The sequence below is a fragment of the Entomomonas sp. E2T0 genome, assembly GCF_025985425.1.
GTDB lineage: Bacteria > Pseudomonadota > Gammaproteobacteria > Pseudomonadales > Pseudomonadaceae > Entomomonas.
The window spans coordinates 1810854-1834783 of sequence record NZ_CP094972.1; the positions used below are offsets into that span (position 1 = coordinate 1810854).

19 protein-coding genes are annotated in these 23930 nt (G+C 34.8%); 15 read left to right on the plus strand and 4 right to left on the minus strand.

Going from position 1 to position 23930, the window contains the following annotated elements; all coding sequences use genetic code 11:
• From MTZ49_RS08665 to MTZ49_RS08690, 6 genes are read left to right on the plus strand one after another with little or no spacing between them, the layout of a single operon-like run.
• Entirely contained in the window at positions 1-1020 is a 1020-nt protein-coding gene (locus MTZ49_RS08665; RefSeq protein ID WP_264745156.1) for an aminotransferase class I/II-fold pyridoxal phosphate-dependent enzyme, read from the plus strand.
• On the plus strand, positions 1020-1532 hold the full coding sequence (gene cobU, locus MTZ49_RS08670; protein WP_264745157.1) for a bifunctional adenosylcobinamide kinase/adenosylcobinamide-phosphate guanylyltransferase: 513 nt from the start codon (positions 1020-1022) through the stop codon (positions 1530-1532). Before MTZ49_RS08665 ends, cobU begins: the two co-directional genes overlap by 1 nt.
• 2 nt (positions 1533-1534) lie before the next feature.
• On the plus strand, positions 1535-2578 hold the full coding sequence (gene cobT, locus MTZ49_RS08675; RefSeq protein WP_264745158.1) for a nicotinate-nucleotide--dimethylbenzimidazole phosphoribosyltransferase: 1044 nt from the start codon (positions 1535-1537) through the stop codon (positions 2576-2578).
• Positions 2572-3330, plus strand: coding sequence for an adenosylcobinamide-GDP ribazoletransferase (cobS, locus tag MTZ49_RS08680; protein WP_264745159.1), 759 nt, complete (start codon positions 2572-2574; stop codon positions 3328-3330). Before cobT ends, cobS begins: the two co-directional genes overlap by 7 nt.
• The gene (cobC, locus tag MTZ49_RS08685; RefSeq protein ID WP_264745160.1) at positions 3327-3878 is read left to right on the plus strand and encodes an alpha-ribazole phosphatase; all 552 of its coding nucleotides are present in this window, start codon (positions 3327-3329) and stop codon (positions 3876-3878) included. Before cobS ends, cobC begins: the two co-directional genes overlap by 4 nt.
• Positions 3879-3882: 4 nt before the next feature.
• Positions 3883-5361: a cobyric acid synthase gene (locus tag MTZ49_RS08690; RefSeq protein WP_264745161.1), complete on the plus strand. Its 1479-nt coding sequence runs from the start codon at positions 3883-3885 to the stop codon at positions 5359-5361.
• Positions 5362-5416: 55 nt separating this feature from the next.
• On the opposite strand, the gene tdeA is transcribed toward MTZ49_RS08690, so the two are convergent.
• The 4 genes from tdeA to MTZ49_RS08710 form a co-directional block, all read right to left on the minus strand.
• Positions 5417-6784 (minus strand): toxin/drug exporter TdeA, encoded by a 1368-nt coding sequence (gene tdeA, locus MTZ49_RS08695; protein WP_264745162.1) that lies wholly within the window; start codon positions 6782-6784, stop codon positions 5417-5419.
• Between the two features lie 11 nt (positions 6785-6795).
• A complete protein-coding gene (locus MTZ49_RS08700; protein WP_264745163.1) occupies positions 6796-8736 on the minus strand; it encodes a MacB family efflux pump subunit in 1941 nt (646 codons plus the stop codon).
• 14 nt (positions 8737-8750) lie between these two features.
• Positions 8751-9923, minus strand: a complete 1173-nt coding sequence (locus tag MTZ49_RS08705; RefSeq protein WP_264745164.1) for an efflux RND transporter periplasmic adaptor subunit — start codon at positions 9921-9923, stop codon at positions 8751-8753.
• A 279-nt stretch (positions 9924-10202) separates the two neighbouring features.
• Positions 10203-10445: a hypothetical protein gene (locus MTZ49_RS08710; protein WP_264745165.1), complete on the minus strand. Its 243-nt coding sequence runs from the start codon at positions 10443-10445 to the stop codon at positions 10203-10205.
• A gap of 695 nt (positions 10446-11140) precedes the next feature.
• Between MTZ49_RS08710 and tssI the strand changes: the two genes are divergently transcribed.
• The 9 genes from tssI (at position 11141) to MTZ49_RS08755 (ending at position 23912) form a co-directional block, all read left to right on the plus strand.
• Positions 11141-13315 (plus strand): type VI secretion system tip protein TssI/VgrG, encoded by a 2175-nt coding sequence (gene tssI / locus MTZ49_RS08715; protein ID WP_264745166.1) that lies wholly within the window; start codon positions 11141-11143, stop codon positions 13313-13315.
• Positions 13315-14181, plus strand: coding sequence for a DUF4123 domain-containing protein (locus MTZ49_RS08720; RefSeq protein WP_264745167.1), 867 nt, complete (start codon positions 13315-13317; stop codon positions 14179-14181). Before tssI ends, MTZ49_RS08720 begins: the two co-directional genes overlap by 1 nt.
• Positions 14181-17945: a T6SS effector BTH_I2691 family protein gene (locus MTZ49_RS08725; protein ID WP_264745168.1), complete on the plus strand. Its 3765-nt coding sequence runs from the start codon at positions 14181-14183 to the stop codon at positions 17943-17945. The genes MTZ49_RS08720 and MTZ49_RS08725 overlap by 1 nt, the downstream gene beginning before the upstream one ends.
• 5 nt (positions 17946-17950) lie before the next feature.
• Complete coding sequence (locus tag MTZ49_RS08730; RefSeq protein WP_264745169.1) at positions 17951-18703, plus strand: hypothetical protein; 753 nt, start codon at positions 17951-17953, stop codon at positions 18701-18703.
• A 38-nt stretch (positions 18704-18741) separates the two neighbouring features.
• On the plus strand, positions 18742-19518 hold the full coding sequence (locus MTZ49_RS08735) for a hypothetical protein (RefSeq protein ID WP_264745170.1): 777 nt from the start codon (positions 18742-18744) through the stop codon (positions 19516-19518).
• Between the two features lie 29 nt (positions 19519-19547).
• Positions 19548-20321 carry a hypothetical protein gene (locus tag MTZ49_RS08740; protein ID WP_264745171.1) on the plus strand — a complete coding sequence of 258 codons (774 nt, stop codon included), beginning with the start codon at positions 19548-19550 and terminating at the stop codon, positions 20319-20321.
• A complete protein-coding gene (locus MTZ49_RS08745; protein ID WP_264745172.1) occupies positions 20308-21087 on the plus strand; it encodes a hypothetical protein in 780 nt (259 codons plus the stop codon). The genes MTZ49_RS08740 and MTZ49_RS08745 overlap by 14 nt, the downstream gene beginning before the upstream one ends.
• A 358-nt stretch (positions 21088-21445) precedes the next feature.
• On the plus strand, positions 21446-22519 hold the full coding sequence (gene rsgA, locus MTZ49_RS08750; RefSeq protein WP_264745173.1) for a ribosome small subunit-dependent GTPase A: 1074 nt from the start codon (positions 21446-21448) through the stop codon (positions 22517-22519).
• 193 nt (positions 22520-22712) lie between these two features.
• Positions 22713-23912: a sugar diacid recognition domain-containing protein gene (locus MTZ49_RS08755; protein WP_264745174.1), complete on the plus strand. Its 1200-nt coding sequence runs from the start codon at positions 22713-22715 to the stop codon at positions 23910-23912.
• Positions 23913-23930: the final 18 nt, after the last annotated feature.

A 23930-nucleotide genomic window follows, 5' to 3' on the forward strand; every position in this document is an offset into this window, starting at 1 on the left:
ATGATTAATGGGCATGGTGATGATGGTTATCAATATCCAAAAATTATAGCTAATTTTAGTTCTAATGTTTATCACCAAACAGATTTATCAGGGTTAGAACAATACTTAACACAGCATATTGATGTTATTCATGGTTATCCTGAACCTGATGCGGTTTCTGTGAGAGAGTTATTAGCAGCGCAAACTAATATTGCAGCAGCTTGTATCTCCGTTACCAATGGTGCAACAGAAGCGATTTATCTGATTGCGCAAGCATTTCGCGGTAGTAAAACAACCATTGTATCGCCTGTATTTAGTGAGTATGCGGATGCTTGTGAGATACATCAACATCAACTACAACATGTTTTTGATCTGCATGATATTGCACCGCAAACAGAATTATGTTGGTTATGTAGTCCTAACAATCCAACGGGTGAAGTTTATTCGGAGCAGCAATTACTTACTTTATTTAAGCAGTATCCAACCACTTATTTTGTAGTTGATCAATCCTATGCAGCGTTTGCTATAGATGCATTATTGGCAATTGATAAAGTGATTCAATACCCTAATGTGATAGTGTTGCATTCAATGACTAAACAGTTTGCTATTCCGGGTTTACGCTTAGGTTATTTGGTGGCTAATAGTGATTTGCTCGCGCGCATTAATTATTTTCGGATGCCTTGGTCGGTTAATAGTTTAGCAATTGTGGCAGGCAACTATTTATTGCAACATGCTAATGAGTTACAGGTTGATTTATTAGTCCTACTGCAACAAACCAAACAATTACAGCAAGCCCTAGCAGCCTTTAAACAATTACAGGTTTTACCTACTCAAACCCATTACTTTTTAGTGAAATTATTAAATGGTAAAAGTGCTGCAGAGTTAAAAAACTATTTAGCTAATAAACATCATTTATTAATTCGTGATGCGGCTAATTTTGTTGGTTTAGATAAACATTATTTTAGGGTGGCTAGTCAGAGTGTAGCGCAAAATAATTTGCTAGTAGCTGCCATTAGTGAATGGCTAACAGAGCAAGAGTGATGAAAAAAATAACCTTAGTAACAGGTGGACAGCGATCAGGCAAAAGTAGTTTTGCTGAAAAGTTAGCGTTATCGTTAAGCGCGAATCCTATTTATATAGCTACTTCTCGTATTTGGGACGAGGAGTATCGGCAACGTATTGAAAGACATCAATTAGCACGTGGTGATCAATGGACAAATATTGAGGAAGAAAAAAAATTATCACAGCATGATGTGACTAATAAAGTGGTGTTGGTAGATTGCGTTACTTTATGGGCCACTAATTATTTTTTTGATTTAGACAGTGCTATTGAACAGGCGTTAATAGAGCTAAAGCAAGAGTTTGCTTTATTTACACAACAAAATGCACAGTTTATTTTTGTGACCAATGAAATTGGTTTAGGTGGCACACCAGAAAATACCTTACAAAGAAAGTTTACCGATTTATTAGGCTGGTTAAATCAATATATTGCGCAGCAGGCTGATGAAGTTTATTTCACAGTGGCAGGCATACCGATGAAAATTAAGGGGTAGTGATGAGAAGTTTTGTGATTAATAAACCAGATGAAGCGATTTGCTCCTTATTACAAGATAAGATTGATAACCTAGCTAAGCCGAAGGGTTCGTTAGGCATATTAGAAAAAATAGCTGCACAAGTAGGCACTATTCAACAAAGTTTATCACCGAAATTAACTAACCCTCACCATATTTTATTTGCTGCGGATCATGGCATAGCTGAATCAGGGGTTAGCCCTTCGCCAAAAGCCATTACATGGCAACAAGCCCTTAATTTTGTTGAGGGTGGTGGTGGTATCAATATTTTTGTACGACAACATGGATTTAAGTTATTAGTAGTTGATGCAGGTGTTGACTACGATTTTGAGGCAGATACAGGGGTAATTGATCGTAAAATTAGTAAAGGTACCGCTAATTTTCTTTATCAAGCAGCCATGACCGAACAGCAAATGGAGCAGGCTATTAACACTGGAGTGGAGTTAGTTGAGCAATGTCATCAAGCAGGTTGTAATATTATTTCTTTTGGTGAATTAGGCATTGCTAATACCTCTCCATCTTCTATCTGGATGAGCTATTTAACAGGTATCGATTTAAAACAATGTGTAGGAGCTGGGTCAGGTTGGGCTTCTGAGGGTACATTGCGTAAATATCAAGTATTGCAACAAGCAGTGGATAACTATCGGGGGGATGGTTCTACCCTAGATATTATGCGTTATTTTGGTGGCTATGAAATGGTGATGACCGTAGGTGCTATGCTAAGAGCTGCCGAGTTAGGGATGGTTATTTTGATAGATGGTTTTATTATGACCAACTGTGTTTTAATGGCTGCTAAGTTTTATCCTCATATTATTGATTATGCGATTTTTGGTCATCAGGGTGAAGAAACAGGTCATAAACTGCTATTAGATTATATGGGTGTGCAATCATTGTTGCAGTTACAGTTTAGATTAGGTGAGGGAACAGGTGCAGTATGTGCCTTTCCATTGGTTGAATCAGCAGTGCGAATGATGAATGAAATGAAATCTTTTGCAAAGGCGGAAGTTACTCCGATTACCAAATGTTAGCATTTATTGCCGTTATTATTTTTTTTACGCGACTACCTTTTTTTAGGAATCGGATGATTCCTGACGAGTACTTTAAAAATATTATCTATTATTGGTCAATGGCGGGTTGGTTAACTGCCTCGGTAATGGCTATGGTACTGTATTTAAGTAGTCTATTATTCCCTATAGCAGTAGCTGTTATGCTAGCGATAGCCAGTAGGTTATTATTAACAGGTGCACTACATGAAGATGGCTTAGCTGATTTTTTTGATGGCTTTGGTGGTGGAATTTCTAAAGAGCGTATCTTGGCTATTATGAAAGATAGCCATATAGGTTGTTATGGTGTATTGGGTTTAATTGTTTATTTTCTTTTATTATTCACTTTATTAAGTGCTTTACCTGTGTATTTGGCTTGTTTAGCTATCTTAGTAGCTGATCCATTTTGTAAAGGATTATCTTCTTTTATTACCGTCCGTTTAAGCTATGCTCGTACCGCTGAAACCAGTAAAGTAAAAGTTGTTTATGATGATATTAAAACTAAGTATTTTTTATATTCAATCAGCTTTGCTTTAGTGCCATTATTAATAATCTTTGGCATTGTTTCACCCGTTTACTACCTATCAATACTTTTACCTATTGCAGTATTTTTTCTATTAACTGCTTTTATGCAAAGTAAAATACAAGGTTATACAGGCGATTGTGCAGGGGCTTTATTTTTAATGACAGAGTTGTCTTTTTACTTGTCATTTGTTGCGTTAGTAGGATTAGTATGAAGCTCTATTTTATTCGTCATACAGCGGTAGATGTGCCGCAAGGTATTTGCTATGGCTGGAGTGATGTGGGTTTAAAGGATAGTTTTAACGATGAAGCTACCGTAGTATTTGAGCAGATTAAACAGATTAAGTTTGATCATGTTTTTACTAGCCCATTAAGTCGCTGTACCAAGTTAGCTAATTATTGTGGTTTTACTAATGCTATTACGGATCATCGTTTAAAAGAACTTAATTTTGGTGATTGGGAAATGCAAAAGTGGGATGATATTCAAGACCCTAATTTACAAAACTTTTATAATGATTGGATAAATACTGCCACCACCAATGGCGAATCATTCCAAGATTTATATAAGCGCTTTATTGAGTTTATTAATACTTTACCAACGACAATCGAAAAAGCAGCCATCTTTACTCATGGTGGTATTATTAACTGTGCCCGTGTTTATGCAGGGGTGACAACCATAGAAAATATGTTTAATAATGCGCCTAGCTATGGTTCTATTACGCCATTAACTATTTTTCCTAACTGCAATTTGAATAAAGGCTAACATTATGCAAAAGCTTTCACCCCTTATGTTTGTTGGTACAGGTAGTGATGTTGGGAAAAGTATTATTACCGCAGGATTTTGTCGTATCTTTAAACAGGATGGTTATACTCCAGCACCTTTTAAAGCACAGAATATGGCTAATAATTCCTATGCTACGGAAGAGGGCTTAGAAATAGGCAGAGCGCAAGCAGTACAGGCGGAAGCGGCAGGGGTGGCTTGTCATACCGATATGAATCCATTATTGCTCAAGCCTTCATCAGATCATACTTGCCAAGTAGTATTAAATGGTAAGCCCATAGGTAATCAAAATGCTTATCAATATTTCCGAACAGAAGGCAGGGAGGAGTTGAGAGCAGAGGTAAATGCGGCTTTTGATCGTTTAGCAAGCAGCTATAATCCTGTAGTAATGGAGGGTGCAGGTAGTATTTCGGAGATCAATTTAAGGGAAGTTGATCTAGTTAATATGCCAATGGCTATTCACGCTAAAGCCAGTGTCATCTTGGTAGCAGATATTGATCGTGGTGGTGTATTTGCCAGCGTTTATGGTTCTATTATGCTACTTACAGAAGAAGAACGAAAATACGTAAAAGGTATATTAATTAATAAATTTCGTGGTGATATTCGACTGTTTGAATCGGGTATTAAAATACTCGAAGATTTATGTGGTATTCCTGTGGTGGGTGTAGTGCCTTACTATAAAGATATTCATATTGAAGAAGAAGATTCTGTTGCACTACATACTAAGCAAATTCAAGCATCCCATGGTAAGGTTAATGTGGTAGTGGTACTATTAAGGCATATGTCTAACTTTACCGATTTTAATCGTTTAGAGCGAGACCCAAGAGTTCATTTATATTACAGTAGTAATGTAGATGAAATTGCCAAAGCAGATATTATTTTATTGCCTGGTAGTAAAAGCACCTTAGATGATTTATATGAGTTACGTCGTAATGGAGTAGCACAAAGTATTTTAAAAGCCCATCGAGCTGGCGCTACGGTAGTAGGTATTTGTGGTGGTTTCCAAATGATGGGGCAGGAGATTTGTGACCCTGACCATGTGGAAGGTTCTATTGAACGATTACCAGGTTTAGGATTATTACCCGTATCTACCAAGATGCTAGGTGAAAAAGTAACACGGCAAGTTAAATTTAACTTTCAACAATCTGCTAGCCTTTGTGATGGTTATGAAATCCATATGGGAATTACCACCCCAATGGATGATAATCCCACATCACCTGTCAATCACTTAACGGATAATACAACCGATGGTTATCTATTGAATAATAAATGCTTTGGTACTTATATTCACGGTATTTTAGATAATGCAGAGGTTATTGATTATTTACTAGAGCCTTATGCTGATAAGCTAACAGAACAACCGTTTGACTATACCGCCTTTAAAGACCAACAATACGATAAATTAGCCGACCATATCCGCCAGCATGTAAATGTTGATTTGGTTTATCAGTTGATGGAGAAATAATTTTTATACTTTTTAAAATTGGTTTTGGATACCGTTAAGAAAAATATAAACAATATTATTCTATATATCTTCCCGCTATTGCTTTATAAATCTGATTTTCATATTGAATAAGTTGATAGCGATTAGACAGTAAAGATATTTTAGTATTGGTTTCTGTATTGAGTGCATCTAGCCAATCTTTAAGTTCACCTGCACCTTGTTGATATCTAATATCATAATACTGTGTGATCTCTACATCATAATTATATTTATCTTGTAAATTGGCTAATGATGCTTGAGCATTTGAGTAATTATAATAGTAGGTACTAATTTCATTTAAGGCTGTGGTAATAGCTTTTTCTAGGTCAAGTCTTATACCTTCATAATCTTCTTTAGAAATTTTTACACGCCAGCGTATTCTATTCCAGTCTAAAAAAGGAAGATCAATACTGACATTACCTGCTGCCATTGGTAAGTCAAAAGTAGTTCGTGCTTTATCAGATGAGCTATTAACAGCAGCACCTAAGGTTATAGTTGGATACCAACTTTTTTCAGTGGCTTTTAAATCGAGTGCAGCTTTCTGTAAGCGGTATTCAGCAGCGCGTAGGTCTGGTCTGTTAGCGATCACTGAAAGAGGAACATTTAAATCTACTTTAGGTAGTTGTAATGTTAATAGATCAGGATAATTAATTAATAAGGATTCTGTTGGTTTTAAATTCAGTAAATCACGTAATGTTTGTTCGGTGGTCTTTAATTGGTTTTGTAAATCAATAAGGCTATTTCTAGCATTTAAAATCGCTTGTTTAGCCTGTGCAGGATCTAATGAGGACACTCTGCCATATTGGTATTTATATGAAACTAGCTGACTAATTTGTTGATAGTTTTCTATATTTTGTTCAGTGATAGTAATCGCTTGATGTAAATATAGAAGGTGGTAATAAGCATCTACCACGTTATTTATTAAAGCTAAGCGAGTGGTTTCTCGATCTTGAATAGTGGCTGCATATTCCCATTGTTGTGCAGAAACAGTATTAGCAATTTTTTGCCATAAATCTACTTCATAGCTAACATTAATTTTTCCAGAGAAAGAGCGTGTTGATGCATCGCCTGTTTTAAGGCTTTTTTGGATGGAACCATCTGTTCCAGCAGAAAAAGTAGGTACTAAATCTTCTCCAATTAGATTGGCTTGGTATAAAGCTCTATTAATATCAATAGCCCGTTTTGCTAAATCAATATTATTGCTCATGGCTAATTCAATAAGCCGATTAAGCTGTTGATCATTGTAAACCTTCCACCAATGATCATCGATTTTATAACGCTTAAGAATATCCTCTGTTAACTGAACACGTTCTTTTAATTGCTCATCAGGATTTTTGGTAGATGTACAACCTACAACAAGCAGTATAAAAACACATGTAATTAGTGTAACGGTGCATTTATTCATTATCGTTTTCTTCATTCCCTTGAAAGAGCAACAATTGGATTAAGTTTGGAGGCATTACGAGCCGGCATAAATCCAAAAATAATACCGATAGCCGTTGAGCAACACAATGCTAGTATAATAGACTCGATTGAAAAAACGAGCGGAAAATCACTAAATAATAGACTAAAAATAACACCAATTAAATAAGAAAGGCCAATGCCTAATATACCGCCAATTAAGCAAATTAATATAGCCTCAATTAGAAATTGTTCTAAAATACTGTGTTCTCTTGCACCAATAGCCATGCGTATACCAATTTCTTTGGTTCTTTCGGTTACCGACACCAACATAATATTCATTACACCTATACCTCCTACAATCAAAGAAATTAAGGCAATACAAGATATTAATAGTGTCATGGTATCGGTGGTACTTTCTATGGTTTGTTTAATCGCATCCATATTCGCGGTGTAAAAATCTGTTTTTTCATGTTTAATAGTTAGAAATTTAGTAATACCGCTATCAGCAATTTGGGTATTAATATTCTCTTTAACTTTCACAATAATGGAAGATATATTGCTGCTACCTGCGATTTTACTCATGGTAGTTGTGTAAGGCATCCATAGTTCTAGATTATTACTGCTAGCCATAAAACCACTGTTAGGTACAGTAACGCCAACCACTTCGAAAGGTTGTTTATTAAATAGAACAACTTTTCCTATAGCAGAAGATGAAGGAAAAAGTCTTTGCTGGGTGTTATGATCGATAACAACAACCGAATTATTATTAACCACATCCTCTAAATTAAAAAATCTACCTTCAGCAATCTGTTGGCCTTTAATATAAAAATATTGTTCGTTAACACCTGTAACCTGACTATTGACCGAAATATTGTTAAAAACCAAAGTGCCTGATGAGGTAATAGTAGGGCTTGCGCCATCAATATAACTTAATTTTGCCAGTTCTTTAGCATCATCATCGGTTAAAGTAGTCACCCTTCCTGAGTACATATCACCAGCGCCACTACCCGCATAAATAGTGATAGTATCTGTGCCTAATGAGTTAATATCAGATAGAATTTTTTGTTGCGAACCTCTACCCAATGCAACAACAGTGACTACGGAAGCTATGCCGATAATAATTCCTAGCATTGTTAGTATAGAGCGAAGTTTGTGTGCCACAATTGCTTGAATAGACATTTTAAAAGACTCAAATAACTGGTCTTTATAAAAAACAAAAGGGTTGTATTTTATAGGCTGCTTTTTTGCTTCAATAGGCGTGTTAGGCTGATTTTGCTTGCGAGTATCTGCAATAATCTCACCATCTTTTATTTCTATAATACGATGAGCATAACTTGCAATCTGTTGATCATGAGTTACTAATATAATGGTATGTTGTTGCTGATGCAGCTCTTTTAAAATATCCATAACCATTTCACCACTGTGTGAGTCTAGTGCTCCAGTAGGTTCGTCGGCTAAGATAATTTCACCACCATTCATTAATGCGCGCGCAATACTTACTCTTTGTTGTTGCCCACCTGATAGTTCATTAGGTTTATTTTTTAATTTATCGGGTAGGTTTAAATCATTTAATAATTTTGTTGCTTTATTAGTACGTTCTGTATGATCGACACCTAAATAAATAGCTGGTAATGCAACATTATCTAATGCCGATAAATTAGCTAATAGGTTATAACGTTGAAAGATAAAACCAAATTTTTCTCCACGAACTTGAGCTAACTCATTAGACGTCATGCTACTGGTTTCAATATTATCTATTTTATAGGAGCCAGAGGAGGGCGTATCAAGACAACCTAGTGTATTCATCAAAGTTGTTTTACCTGAACCAGATTGCCCAACAATAGCTATAAACTCTCCAGCCTCAATGGCAAGGTTTATATCTTTCAGAACGTGAGTTCTATTATTACCCTCACCAAAATATTTATTGAGATTAGTAACTTCAATCATAGCCATTTATATAATCTCAACTACATGCGTTGTACACTAGACATGACTTTGTTATGCATTTCTGCTGAGGTCATTTGCATGGTAATGACTTGCTCACCTCCTTGTAAGCCAGATAGTACTTGTGCATTTATATTATCGGATAATCCTATAGTTACCTTTTTAGTGCTTACAGTGATTCCATCAGCTTCTAACACATCAACATAAGTATTATCACCTTGTCCCTTTAATGCTACTTTGGGAACTAGTAAAACATCTTCTGCACTGGCAATCGTAATCGTATTTTGAGTAGTCATGCCTATACGTAATTTATTTGCTTCGTTAGGTACAATCACATTAGCATAATAGTAAACAGCTGTGTTTGCTTCTGTAGAACCGTTATAGTCGCCTTTGGTGAGGGATATTAAGCCAGGATCTATGCGATTCAGTTTTCCTTGATAAACAGTATTAGGTTCTGAAAGAATGGTATAACTAACCTCCATATTTGGTTGTATTTTTGTTATATCTCCTTCAGAAATCTGCATTTTGATTTCCATTTTGGATAAATCAGCTATTTTTACAATAGTTGGTGTTGTTTGATTGGAGTTAACTGTTTGACCTTCTTCGATAGGGGTTGAAACAATAGTTCCATCTAATGGTGCTATAATTTTGGTATATCCCAAATTAGTTTCAGCATTATTAACTTCTATTTGTGCTTGCACAATTTGCGACTTCATCTCTGTTACACTTGCTCGAGCTGATGCTAAGGCATCTTCTGCGGATTCAAGATTTTCATCTGAAGTGGCATTATGTTTTTTTAAGTTTTTTTCTCGAGTATATTTTTTTTGAGCGACTCTTAACGCTATTTCTCTGGATACTAATTGTGCTTTGTAGGTTTCTAATCTGGCTTTATTAATATTTAATTCGTTGATTTGTGTAATAGAGTCAATATCCGCAATTTTATCGCCTTTTTTAACTTTTTGACCTAGTTTTACATATAGCTTTGTTATTTGGCCTGAAACTTGAGCACCTACTGTTACTAACTGGACAGCCCCAACTTCGCCAGAGGTATTAACAGTTCTTTTAATAGTGCCCACACGAACAGGTTCTGTAATGTAGCTAACTTCATCAGAAGTAGAAAAAAATGCAGAATAACACCAATAAATTAAGCCCAACAATATTAGGAGAGAAACGACTATTTTTATTCCCTTCTTCATTCCAGTTCCTTATATCTATTTTTACATTGAATTATATATTGGCATTCGTTTATATCAATTGTAATTTTAGATAATTATGCGATTCTATCTTATAAAGATAAAATTTTGGGCTGATTGTCTACAGCCTGTTATTGAGTGATAACTAAATTTATTTATGAGTTAGTTAATAATAGATATTTTTAATAATACCAAAGAGTTATCCTTATTGCCAATACTTCTTATCCTTAAACAATACCGCAAAGATAACTCTCACCAATGAAAGATTGATATAGTTGAATATCAATTCATAGGCGCTGGACAACCACTGAATTTAGAGGTGTATGTAGTGGTCATTTGAGCTTGATAAATACCATTTACATATTCACTTCTTTTCCAATGGCAAGCTTTTATGTATTGTAAAAAGCCTGTTTTAACAAGTGAAGTGCCTGTTAAAACCCAAGGTTGATCAGCTAGTTCTGCTTGTGCTGGAACTGCCATAACTGCAAATAAGGCAACAGTGCCTGCCAAAATAATTTTTTTCATCTTCATTTCTCCATAATTTCGATGATTAAAAAAACACACCCTTGTAGAAGAAAATCTACAAAAATGTGACTAACAGAGTAACCTAGTAAGATATTAATGATAATTATACCAATGTCTTATACATTATATTGGGTTAATGATATATAAGCTATTGATTATGTGATGAATATAATACCTATTAGAGTTCACATTATAACTAGACTAATATCAATGTGGTATGAGTATTAATTAATCTTTAATATAATGATTATAAACATATTTTAAGAAAAACTCATACCATTGTTTAGAAAGCAAAATAGCTACAATATTATTTCTTTTTAAGTTAAATATTTTGATTTATAAGTTTTTAGTGATTAAAAATTTTCTTTTAAAAGGTTAATTGAAGATTAAACCTGTCTCAATTTTGAATAATATGGACTTTGTCTAGAGTATAACAACCATGACTTTCATTATATTTAGAGAGCCTCTTATTTTATTAGGTAAATAATATTAAAGATAAAAATTACTTCAATATCAAAGTCTTAAATCATTGCATGGAAAATTAATAAGCTATTGCTTTTATCAATGTTTAATTGTCTTTATACTATAGTCTAATAATAAGAGATAGTTTAGTAGCATAATTAAGTTTTATTTAATATTGAATAAATAAAATGATATTGATGTATTTGGCTATTGCGGTTTGAAGGAGTTAAAAAGTGTTTAGTGTAGCTAATGAAACCATCTACTCATTGCAAATAGAAGGGTTAGAGAGTTCTGGTTTGCAAGTATTGAGTTTTGATGGTATTGAAGGAATGAATGCTGAGTATGCCTTTGAAGTTACACTTGTTCATAATCATTTACGATTTGATATAACACAGCTTCTTTCCAAACCAGCTTATCTTTCATTTACAGCAGATGGCCAGCAAGGGATTCATGGTGTTATTCATAGTGTAAAGCGTGGGGCTGTTGGTAATCACTATGCTCAATTCAAAGTAATACTTGCTCCTCGTTTTAGTCATCTTTACAAAAGAGTAAACCAACGTCGTTGGGTTGAAAAAACAGTACCAGAAATTATCACCTCTATTCTCAATGAGCATGCCATGCAACAAGGTGATAAAAATGGTTTTGAATTTAAACTTAAAGAAACTTATGCACCTCGTGAGTTTTGTGTACAGTATGATGAGAATGATGCTGACTTCATTCATCGCTTATGTGAAGAAGAAGGATGGGGTATTACATATAACTTTACCAATACCTCACATCAAATGGTTTTTAGTGATGCTCAACCATTTCTACCCTCACTAGCAGAAGCAATTCATTATGCTAGTGATACAGGTTTTGTAGCAGACCATCCTGTGCTTAAGCGTTTTGATGTAGGATTAAGTAGCGCTACTAAAACAGCGAGTTTTAGAAACTATAATTTTACTAATATGAAAATCCCCGAGGGTACATCAGAAGGGAAACTTAGTAAAAAAGCTAATGAAGCAGTAGAACCAGATCTAGAAAGCTACGATTATCCAAATCCACATATGGATAAAGCCAAAGCTGACCAACTTTCAAAAATAGAGATTGAACGATTAAGAGCAAGTCATATTCTAGCGGAAGCTTACTCTGATGTACCAACGCTGCACGCAGGTTACTTCTTCATAATAGAAGATTATCCAGCATTAGATACTTTAGATACCACACAACCATGGCTAGTTAAACAAATCCTCCATCAGGCAAGACAACCTCAAGTACTAGAAGCATGGGGAGGGGAGAGCTCGGCCAATACAACTACCCTTGAAGCATTATACAATACACTTCAGAAGTATTTTAGACATCCTATTGTTGAAGAGTTAGAGTTCCCTTATGAAGACTATCGACAAGGTTATCGTAATTGTCTAGTTGCTACTCCACAGGCAGTTACTTACCGACCAGCAAGACTACATAGAAAACCTCAAGTATTAGGATCACAAACAGCTATTGTTACAGGTGCTGCAGGTGAGGAGATCTACTGTGATGAGTATGGTCGAGTTAAAGTACAATTTCATTGGGATAGAGAAGGCTCTTATGATGAAAATAGCTCTTATTGGATCAGAGTAGCCAGCAACTGGGCACATGATGGTTATGGTACGGTAGTTATTCCTAGAGTTGGAATGGAGGTAATGGTCAGCTTCTTAGAAGGTGACCCAGATTCCCCTGTAATTACAGGGGCAGTCCATAACGGTGTTAATAAAGTACCTTATGATCTACCAGCCAACAAGACTAGAAGTGTATTTAAAACCAGTTCTTCAAAAGGCGGTGTAGGTTCTAACGAGCTTCGTATTGAAGACAAGGCAGGGCAAGAACAAATATTTGTACAAGCCCAAAAAGATTTTGATCAGCTTACAAAAAATAACCACACTGTGCAGGTCAACAATAACTCACATCTTCAGGTTCAAAATGAACATAGCGAAACGATTGTTAAGAACCGTTACCAGCACCAACAAAGTGAAGAACACCATTTAACTCAGTTAGATCGTAAAACTCAAATAATGATGAACGATCATAAAACAGTAGGGATAAGTGAACATACCACTATTGGTACAGTGCAAACTATTGAAGCGGGGCAAGAAATCCATCTTAAATCAGGTATGCAAACAGTTATTGATGGAGGTTTAAGTTTAACCCTAAAAGCAGGTGGTCAACATATTGTATTAAATCCAGCAGGTATCTGGATGACCATGCCAGTATGGACAGGTGGTGTTCCAATGGCAGGTACGCCAGCAACGCCATTACTGCCTTTAAATAAAAATAAGGCTGTAGAGTCAACTAGTTCACCTGTAGCGCAACGGCAAGCTTTATTGAAAGCTCAACCTCGTTGTGAGATTTGCGAACAAATGGCTGCACAAGCTAAGGAAAATGCATAATGGCTCGATATACTTATGCACTTGTTGACGGAGTTATGCGACAAACAGCAATACGTGAGTTGTACTCAAAAAAGGAACCATTACAAACCATACCACTGTATATCAATACGCCCTATAAAGACAATTATGATCTTGGTCCAATATTGGTATCAGCGTTAGATGGTTCTAATTTAATTAATGAAATAAAACAAAGTTGGACTAACAGTGCAACCATTATTCATAGCAATGAATATCTACAAACAGTAGCAGATCATCTAAAACAGATAATTACAGTGACAGATGAAACAAATAGCAAAGCCCTATTTAGATTTGCAGACCCACTAATTACTTGGTATTGGCTAAATAGCTATGGGCAAAATGCACTACCAGACATCATGGGGCCTATTAATACATGGCAAGTGCCTGTACCAGTTGCTAAGTGGCAACAACCAGCTATAGAGTGGCAAACTTTTGAAAATCCACAAACAGAACCTTTAAAGATTCAGCTTGACTACCTAAATGAACCTCAAGTTGAGGCACTTAATAATGCGGCTGCTTTCAAATTAAAAAATGAAATCTATGAAACTTGCCTAGAAATAATGCCTAATTTCTTTGAAAATCAGCCAGAAAGCAAAATTAGCCAATGGATGGAATTGCAACATAAAAAAGCGACAGAATTTGGTGTTATTAGTAATCGTAGCTATGCAATGTGGTATGTCATGGCTATGGAGTTTGGTAATGATTTTGCATCCAAACCACAAGGCATTTATCAAAGCTGGTTGGCATCGCAACCAAAGTACAAAGGGCTTCCAGCAGAAGTCAATATACAACATTTTTTTGATGAGCGTACCCAGCCTAGTGAAGCAGTAACAATGGAGATAGTATAATGGGAAATACAGCACAAACTAATAGAAATGATACAGTAAGAGCTAGGCACGATAATACTGCAAGTGGAAGTGGTCAATGTCCTAATCAGGTTACTGAAATCAAAATATTTCCTGTACGCTATGCAGTAGATGAAAATTTCTTTTTAGAAGACCTATCTCAACTAGATCAGCCACAAGATTGGAAAAAAATAATAACTACCGCAAGTGAGCATGGCTTAAGCAAAGAATGGCTAGCTAAACACCCAGATTTAGATACACTCTTACCAACCCTTAGCAGCCGTAACTACAACTTACGGCAACTACGTTCAGGCTGGCTTTATGTTTGGACAAGTCAAAATAAACTGGAAGAATACCAAATCAAACCTGCTCAAAGCGTAGGTGGTAAACCAGAGTTTATCAAGGTTGACCTAGAAGCAAATAAAGATAAAGACGAAAGAACAGCAGCAGGGGAAGCGAGTCAGTTAATAACAGTTCCTAATACTGTAGTGTATATGGCCTACTCATCTGTGCAATGGTCATGGCGTATCTGTGAAAAAATGCAATCTGCTGTAAATAGCAGCAAATGGATGCGCAAATTTAATTTGCCAAACTACCTGCCAGAACATACTGACACACTAGAAAACCTTGCAAAAAATGTAGCAGATATTTTTCAAGGTCAACCGCAAACTAATTTCAAATCAAGTTTAACAACATCAAATGTAGAACATATAAATGAAACTAGAGAACTTGTTAGCAATATACCAGATATATCAATCTTAGCTGCCTCAGATAACAAACAAGCAGATATTATTGCCGCACTAGATGACCCATTCGGTATTATAGATGACCTATTATTGGGCTTAAGCTATGTAGTAACAGAAAAGACCAACTACGAAGAGCAAAACCAACGTAAAACGCGTATTGCAGAAATAGCCATTAGCCTAAGCGGCTTGGGTGTTGATGAGTTTCTTCCAGACCAAGTTAAAGAAGATCAAGAACAAAAATACCAATATCTAAAAGATCTAGTAAGTTTAGGCTACCTAGATGCGGCATACAATGCCTATCTAGAACGTGAGCAAAATAGAGTGGCTGCTGAGATGGATCCTCCTGCACCTTGGGGCGGTTTTAGTGGTTCTGAAAAACAATTTAATAGTGTAGCAAGAGCATTTCAAGCTAAATGGGCTAGTAAAGGGGGAGAGCCTAAAGAAAGTGCTACCGTTACCAGTGCAACAGGTGAAACACAAACTATCTTATGGTTAAATAAAGTAATTGAGTGGGATCGTTGTTCTAATTTAAGACGTCACCTTAAACTAGAAGAAGCATTAGACCATTTGGTTAAACGAGAACAAGCATTAAAAGCTTACCAATACTGCACAGATAATATGATTGCAGATCTTGTGCTATGGCTAGATAAACTATCTCCTGATGCCGATGAAATATTCCATGACACCACTGTTTTTCAACATTCAACAGAACTATTTGTTAATGCAGAAAAAATTATTAACCTTATCCAAGAAAATAGTCAAGGCAGTGAATGGCTGTTTGAACAACTCAAAAAACCTAACACCCTTTTTGGCTTAAGCTTTTTTAACTTTAATGAAGACCTCTACAAACTTTTTGTTCGTGTAGCGAGTGAAGCTAGCCAAGATTTAGCCATCAACCAAACAGGTGATAAATCAGGTACAGGTGGAGTAGAAATGAGTAGTCAACTAGGCTATAACATCTTTAGCCGAGTTAATGACACCATAGGCGCCTTATCCAATGAACATTTAAAAGATTTACCATTCTTTAGAGAGCTTAATGATGTTGCCAAGCGTAGCTATGCAGTTATGCAGCGCATGTCTATTGGTAATGCCCTAGGTAAAGCATATAACAATATGGTACTAGAATGCCTATTTAAATTTGCTTTAATGCAACCCAATGAACTACTACCCTATGCAAGCGTAATTACTCTAGCGCCTTCTAATGATATGAGCTTCTATAAAAATCTTCGTTTTAGAGAAGAGTTTCTTGTTTGGGCTGAGGATGTACGTAAATTAAATGCCGATATTAAAGCACTCTCTCAACAAAACGTAGAACTGAGTAGCAAAGGGCGCACGACTAAAGAAGAACACTTACGAGATAGGGAAACAATAAGGGCAAATCAACGTCAGCGTACAGAATTACAAAGGCAACTTGCACTAAGAAATGCACAAAAACCTATTCCTTTTGTAGCAACAGCAGGAACTATTAATACATCAGTAGGTACAGAAGAATTTTTCTATCGCCAAAGTGGCCAATACGAAGCAATGGAGCGTGCCTATGCTCGAGCACATTCAGCACTAGAGGCTAAAAGTATGGCGAGCCGCTTTGTTAGCCGATTTACTAATGAAGTCAAAGTTAACTTTTTACCCTTAGTGGCGGTGGTATGGAATCTCTACAATACAGCGGAGGCCATTAACCAAGCTAAAAGCTTCAGTAATACCAAAGATACCCTAACGATTACCAGTAATATTGGGTATCTAGGCCAATCTGTGATGACTCTCTGGATGGGGCCAGTATGGGATCGCTATTATAAATTGGCTAGGGGCGTGATTGATAGCACTAATGATATTCTTCGTAATCAAAATGCAAGAAAACTGCTTAGTTTAACAGTTAAAGATTTAGCAGCTCAAAATACTGGATTAGCAAGAATAGCTCCTAAGCTAATTGCACGGGTGGGTATTTTAAATGGTTTATTGGCGGTAGGCGCTTTAGCAGAAATTGGAACAACTTGGAAAGATGTTGAGAACTCATCAAATTGGTTTGAAGGGGCAGGACAAGTAGTAAAATTAGTTTCACTTATTGTTTCTGGTGGAGTTGGTACATTTGCAGCAAGTAATGCTATCTTATTTTTACTGTTTGATTGTGCTTTTGTAGTAGGAACATGGGTTACACCTGTATTATTTGTTGCAGGTATTGTTTATTTGGTAGCAACTATTTGGACACAATACTTCCATAGAGAGGGACTAGCCCTTTGGTTAGATAAATGTATTTGGGGAACAAAGTGTGAATCACAGGGTAATGATGAACAAACCCAACTTACCGAGTTAAAAGCATTGTATAAAATTTTACTAGAGCCAGCCGTACATCTAACCTATACCCAGCAATATAAAGGTCCACAATACGGTGGTAGAGGAGATATTCTATACCACAACCAAAAAATAACGGGTTTTTGGTTACAGTTTGCCTTACCTGTAGAATTAAAAGGCAATACCATTACCCTAAAAACCCTACTAATGGAAGATCGAATATTCTTTCGTGATGATGTACCACTAGAACAAGGCTATCAAACCTTTACTGATACCCTTGAACGTTGGGGTAGCTGGACAGATCCTAATAAGCCTTTAGGAGAAGGTTTACCTCTTAATCCACCAGCCACCTCTGAATACAGGGTAGAACCTTTTGATTATGAAGCCCATGATGATTTTAAACGCTATATCTATACCGCTTGGGTAGCTTATGAGTCTACTACTGATACTATCCTTAGTTTTAAACTGGAGTTCCCAATGAACTTTAATCAACCCGCTAGCTTACTTAATGCACCAGGTATAGAAGGTCAACCAGAAAATATAGATTTTAGCTATCAACAAGTATTACAGACAGGTACAATAGGTACAATAGAAGGCAAGAGTCAGCCTAGACATCTTACTATTGATGAAGGCAAGCAGGATGGAGCAGGTTTCCATATCAACAATCCTCAATACGCTAACCAGTTAAAAACTTACAGATTGATGGTAGGGCAGCCTATTACTGATAGGAAATAATAGTTATGTTAAAAAAATTACTTAACTACAATAAGCAAATGATAGAAAGTATTATTTGGGAAAAAAACAATGATCCTATTCTATTCCAATGGCAAAAGAGAGGAATACAATGGGTTGGGTCTGATTTAAAGTATCGTAAGTTTATGTGTTTTTTTATATTTGGGATATTTTTTAGTATTTTTTCATTTATACTTTTTATGGGAAATAACACATCAGTAGTTAATTTATTAATTTACAGCATGGTTTTCTTATTAATTTTATTACCATTAGCTCCTATTATTTATTGGGGTATTATGGAAAGTAAACTATATAATTACCATATTACACCTCAAAAGTTAGAGCTAGTTAGTTGGAAAGAAGATTTATTATTTGGTAAACAGCTAGCTCAAGGGTTACTTATTATAATAACTCCCTTTCTAGTTATAGTATTTATTACAGAGCCAACGGCATTATTAGTAAGTTTAGGGGGGATGGCAGGTGTAGGTATTTTGGCAGGTGCTACCTTATTTTCTAAAGGTTATATTGCAAGTCATCTTGATTATAAACATCTTTTAACAAGCTGGGATAAAGTTACAAAGATAGAGATAGTTGAGCCAATGAATATAATCTATATATGGGGTACAAATTTTTATCATAAAAAACAAAATACAGATTTATTTTATTTATTTTATAACAAACATAATAAAGACGATTTAATAGCGTTTATAAAACAACAAGCAGAACATAATAATTTATCGATTATTTATAGTGAAGAGTAACCTTTACTAAAAAATATTTTTATGAAAAGAATCTAAATATGCTAAAAAAGTTGTTAAGTAAAATATTTAATTTTAACCAACAAATACAGACCAAAATAGAATGGCAACAAACCAATGAACCTATTTTATTAAGTTGGACAAATAGGGGTATTATAGGAAATAAGAAAGATATTTTTTGGAAAAAAATCACATTCTATGGCTTTTTTTTATGTCTTATAATTTTTACATCAATATTGCTTTTGACTGCTTCTAAGACAATGATGGATTCTTTAATAAGTTTATTAATTATGCTTGTTTTTTATATTCCATTTGTTACGCTTGGCTATTTTGGAATATTTGAATTTAAATTTTATACTTATCGTATTACAGAAAAAGAATTAGAGTTAGTCTGTTGGAAAGAAGACTTATTATTTGGTAAGCAGTTAGCTCAAGGGTTACTTATTATAATAACTCCCTTTCTAGTTATAGTATTTATTACAGAACCTACGGCATTATTAGTAAGTTTAGGGGGGATGGCAGGTGTAGGTATCTTGGCAGGTGCTACCTTGTTTTCTAAAGGCTATATTGAAAGTCACCTTAACTATCAACATATGATTACTCGGTGGGATAGCCTACTAAAGATAGAAATAGATAATAGAGGAAAACCAATTATATTAGTTTGGGGAAAAGACTTTTATGATAAAAAACAGCGGGTTGATCTATTTAATTTATTTTGTAATCCAGAGATTTTTGATGAAATAGTTAAACTAATACAGCAACAAGTTAATGAAGAAGAGTTAGAAAAAGGAATTCATTATTGTGAAACTTGGGGGTAGTAAATAATTACCCTTTAGGAAATAAAATAATGCTAAAAAAGTTGTTAAGTAAAATATTTAGATTTAACCAACAAATGCAAACTAAAATAGAATGGCAACAAACAGATGAGCCTATCTTATTTAGTTGGACTGCTAGAGGACGTGTGGGAAATAAAAGAGAAATATTATTAGGGAAATTAGGATTTGCAGGTATTATTCTTCTTTTTGGTATTTTCCCTACAACTCTTCTTTTAATAGCGGCTAAGGATCAATTAGATATTATTGGCATAATGTGTATTGGGGGAATTATGGCAGGTCCAATAATTTTTATGTCTTATTTTTATACAGTAGGTGGCGAATTCTATACTTATCGTATTACCAAGGAATCTATTGAATTAGCAAGTTGGAATGAGGGATTACCAAAATTTAAAGAAATTATGCAAATATTTCTATGTGTTGTTTTTTTATTTTTAGTTTTTATATTTATAACTGATCCTGCTATTTTATTAATTAGTTTAGGTGGTATGGTTGGGGTTGGGCTTATTGCAGGTGCTACTTTATTTTCTAAAAGTTATTTAGAAACCCATCTTAAATATAAACATTTATTTACTTATTTAAATACAGTAGAGGAATTAAAAATAGATAACTCAAGAAAGCTTATTTTATTAGTGGCTAAAAGTTTTAATCGCAGAAAACAACGAAGTAAACTTTTTAATTTATTTTGTACAGAAGAAAATTTTAATCAATTAGTTCAACTTGTAACTGAAAAAGCAACTATTAACCATATTGAAGTGGTTTATGGTCGAGCTTATGAACCTGATTGATATTAAAATGATTAGAAAATTATTTAACTTATTTAATTATAACCAGCAGTTAATAGAGAAAACTGAGTGGGAAGTAACCAATGAGTCTGTTGTGTTGCAATGGAGTAAAAGAGGATTAGTAGATAATAAAAAGGATTTGCTACTAAAAAAAGTTTTTGGTTATACCACATCAGGTTTATTTGTATTGATGGGAATATTTTTTTCTAAAGATATTTTTTCCTATAACGAATCATTATTAATAAAAATATTAATGTTAATAATTTTATGGGGAATTATATTTTTTTTTTCAACTAGCTTATATTTAGCTTTTTTAGGAGGAAAAATTTACTATTATCGAATCACAATTAAAAATATTGAACTTGCAAGCTGGGTAGATGGTATTTTATTTATAAAATTCTTTTCTCTAGTTTTTCTTTGGTTAGTTGGTATTCTATTGGTGATTGTTTGTATAGTAAATCCTACACTAATCCCAGTTAATTTTGGGGGTATAGTTGGTGTAGGTATCTTGGCAGGTGCTACCTTATTTTCTAAAGGTTATATTGCAAGTCATCTTGATTATAAACATCTTTTAACAAGCTGGGATAAAGTTACAAAGATAGAGATAGTTGAGCCAATGAATATAATCTATATATGGGGTACAAATTTTTATCATAAAAAACAAAATACAGATTTATTTTATAACAAACATAATAAAGACGATTTAATAGCGTTTATAAAACAACAAGCAGAACATAATAATTTATCGATTATTTATAGTGAAGAGTAACCTCTACTAAAAAATATTTTTATGAAAAGAATCTAAATATGCTAAAAAAGTTGTTAAGTAAAATATTTAATTTTAACCAACAAATGCAAACTAAAATAGAATGGCAACAAACCAATGAGCCTTTTTTAAGTGTTTTACCTACAATTCCTCTTATTTAGATAATCACTAGAATTACCTTTGATCTTATAATTGCTATAAAATATACTGTTATATAGTTAAATAAATTTATTGTTAATCCTGCAAAGGAGAAGAGTATGTTTAGGGATATTGTAGTGACCTTCATTTTTGAAACAATGATGGAGGAAGAGGTCAAGTAAACTTTTTTCCTCCAAATATATACATTGATTTGGAGGTTTAAATGCCGTATCAACAGTTAACAAGTTACGGATTATCATCTCGTTTCGAACAAGACGCTTTGCTATTCCCAGAATTAACGCTAGCAAGAGTTACTGGGCAACATCGTAATATTTATACAATTATTACTGAGCATGGTGAAGCACACGCTTTAGTATCTGGTAAATTTATCCATTGCGCTAATACCAATACAGATTTTCCTGTGGTTGGCGATTGGGTAATGGTTAGTTTAGCTGATATTGAACAAACAGCTATTATTCATCATATCTTGCCAAGAAAAACTACATTTGAGCGTAGGGCAGCAGGAACTCAAAACACAGTACAAATTGTTGCTTCGAATATTGATTATATTTTTATTTGTATGTCATTAAATAATGACTTTAATCTACGTCGTTTAGAGCGTTATTTATCGATTGCTTGGCAAGGTACAGCAACACCTGTGGTTGTTTTGACAAAGTCAGACCTTTGTGCTGATTTAGCAAATAAACTGCAACAAGTAGCGGCGGTGAGTTTAGGTGTAAATGTGTTAGTTACTTCTATTCTACAGTCTGATAATTATAAGGTTTTTGCACCTTATCTCAGTAAGGAGAAAACGGTTGTTTTTTTAGGCTCGTCAGGTGTTGGGAAATCATCATTAGTTAATCAACTGCTAGGTAAGGATGTATTTCTAACTCAAGCAGTGGGTAGTGATGATTCAGGTCGACATACAACCACATCAAGACAGTTATTAGTACTGCCTAATGGTGGGGCTGTCATCGATACACCAGGAATGCGTGAGTTGCAGTTAGATACGGGAAATCTAGCTAAAGCGTTCGAAGATATCGAATCATTGGCTTTACAATGTAAATATAGAAATTGTACACATACCAGTGAAAATCGATGTGCAGTTCAACAAGCGATTTCTGATGGTACATTATCATTGGAGCGGTTGGAGAGCTATCGAAAACTTGCAAGGGAAACTCAGTATGAGGGACTAAACTCACGTCAGTTAGAACATGCGAAAATTAATAATATGTTTGGCAGTGTTAGCGAATTTAGTAAGCTGCGTCGTCATGTTAAAAATAATCGCAATAACTAACATATTGTTATATTAAGCACTTTTTAAAGGGGGAATTTTTCCCCTTTATTTTTGCTTAGTATTTTAATAGTTAGTATTGGATAACTAAACGCACAAATTTATATAAATAAAGTTGTTATTATCTTTTGTGGATTTTGGGAGTAAACTAGGTTAATTAAGTTGGGGAAAGATTGTTATCTTAGGGAGTACTTTAGTGAGTGCTTATCTTCTTACTTCGGAATTAGCTCAACAGATTGTTGATAAAACAATGAAGATCATTGGTTGTAATGTGAATATTATTGATACCAATGGTTTGATCATAGGGAGTGGTGATCCTGAGCGAATAGGTGAGTTACATGAAGGGGCGATGATGGCTCTTTCATTAGGTCGTATGATAGCTATTGATTCAAAGATGAGTGGTGATTTACACGGTGTTAAACCGGGTGTTAATTTGCCTCTAATTATTGATGATGAAGTGGTTGGTGTTATTGGATTAACAGGGGAACCTGCGCATTTAAAACAGTTTGGCGAATTAGTTTGTATGTCTGCTGTGATGATGATGGAGCAAGCTAAGTTATTGCGTAGCGTCGCTCAAGAAACTCGTTTACGAGAGGAGCTGGTGCTTGATCTATTGCAGTCTAAAGAGTTATCTAAACGGCATTTTGAGTGGGCACAGCGTTTAGGTATTGATTTAAATGTGCCACGAGTGGCGATAGTTGTTGGTATTGATAGCGAAAATTTAAAAGTAGAAGTAGCCATTGATGAAATTAAGCTACTGCAAGATTATCTGGTTGCACAAAATATAGGTTGTTTATTTGCTATTCGTTCGCTAACAGAAATGATTGTCTTGTCGCCTGCATTAAACCAGTATGGACGTTGGGATATAGAAGAGCATAAGGCAAGGCTTGCTCAGTTGGTGTTATTAAGTGAGCAACGTAGTAAGTTAAATATTAGAACGGCTTTAGGGCATTATTTTAAGGAGGGTATGGGTAGCAATCATTTAGCCTACTCATACCAGACTGCTTATACTACGTTAATGTTAGGTAAGCAACGTAAGCCTGAAGTAAAAAACTATTATTATCAAGAAATGTCCTTACCTGTGTTGTTAAATTCGTTAAACTCAGGCTGGACTGCTTCAGAATTTTCACTTCCTTTAAATAAGTTAAAAGCTCAAGATAGCAATGGCATATTACAGAAAACATTGCATGCTTGGTTTAAGCATAATCTGCAAATGGGTAATACCGCTAAAGCCTTGCATATTCACCGTAATACTTTGGAGTATAGGTTAACTAAAGTGGCTTCTATTACAGGCTTGGATATTGAGTTATTGGATGATAGGTTGTTGATGTATATTGCTTTGCAGTTGGATGGCACTAATGCTGTAGAAGATGCATTACATGAGATCGATGATTAACTCGATCCCATGTAATGG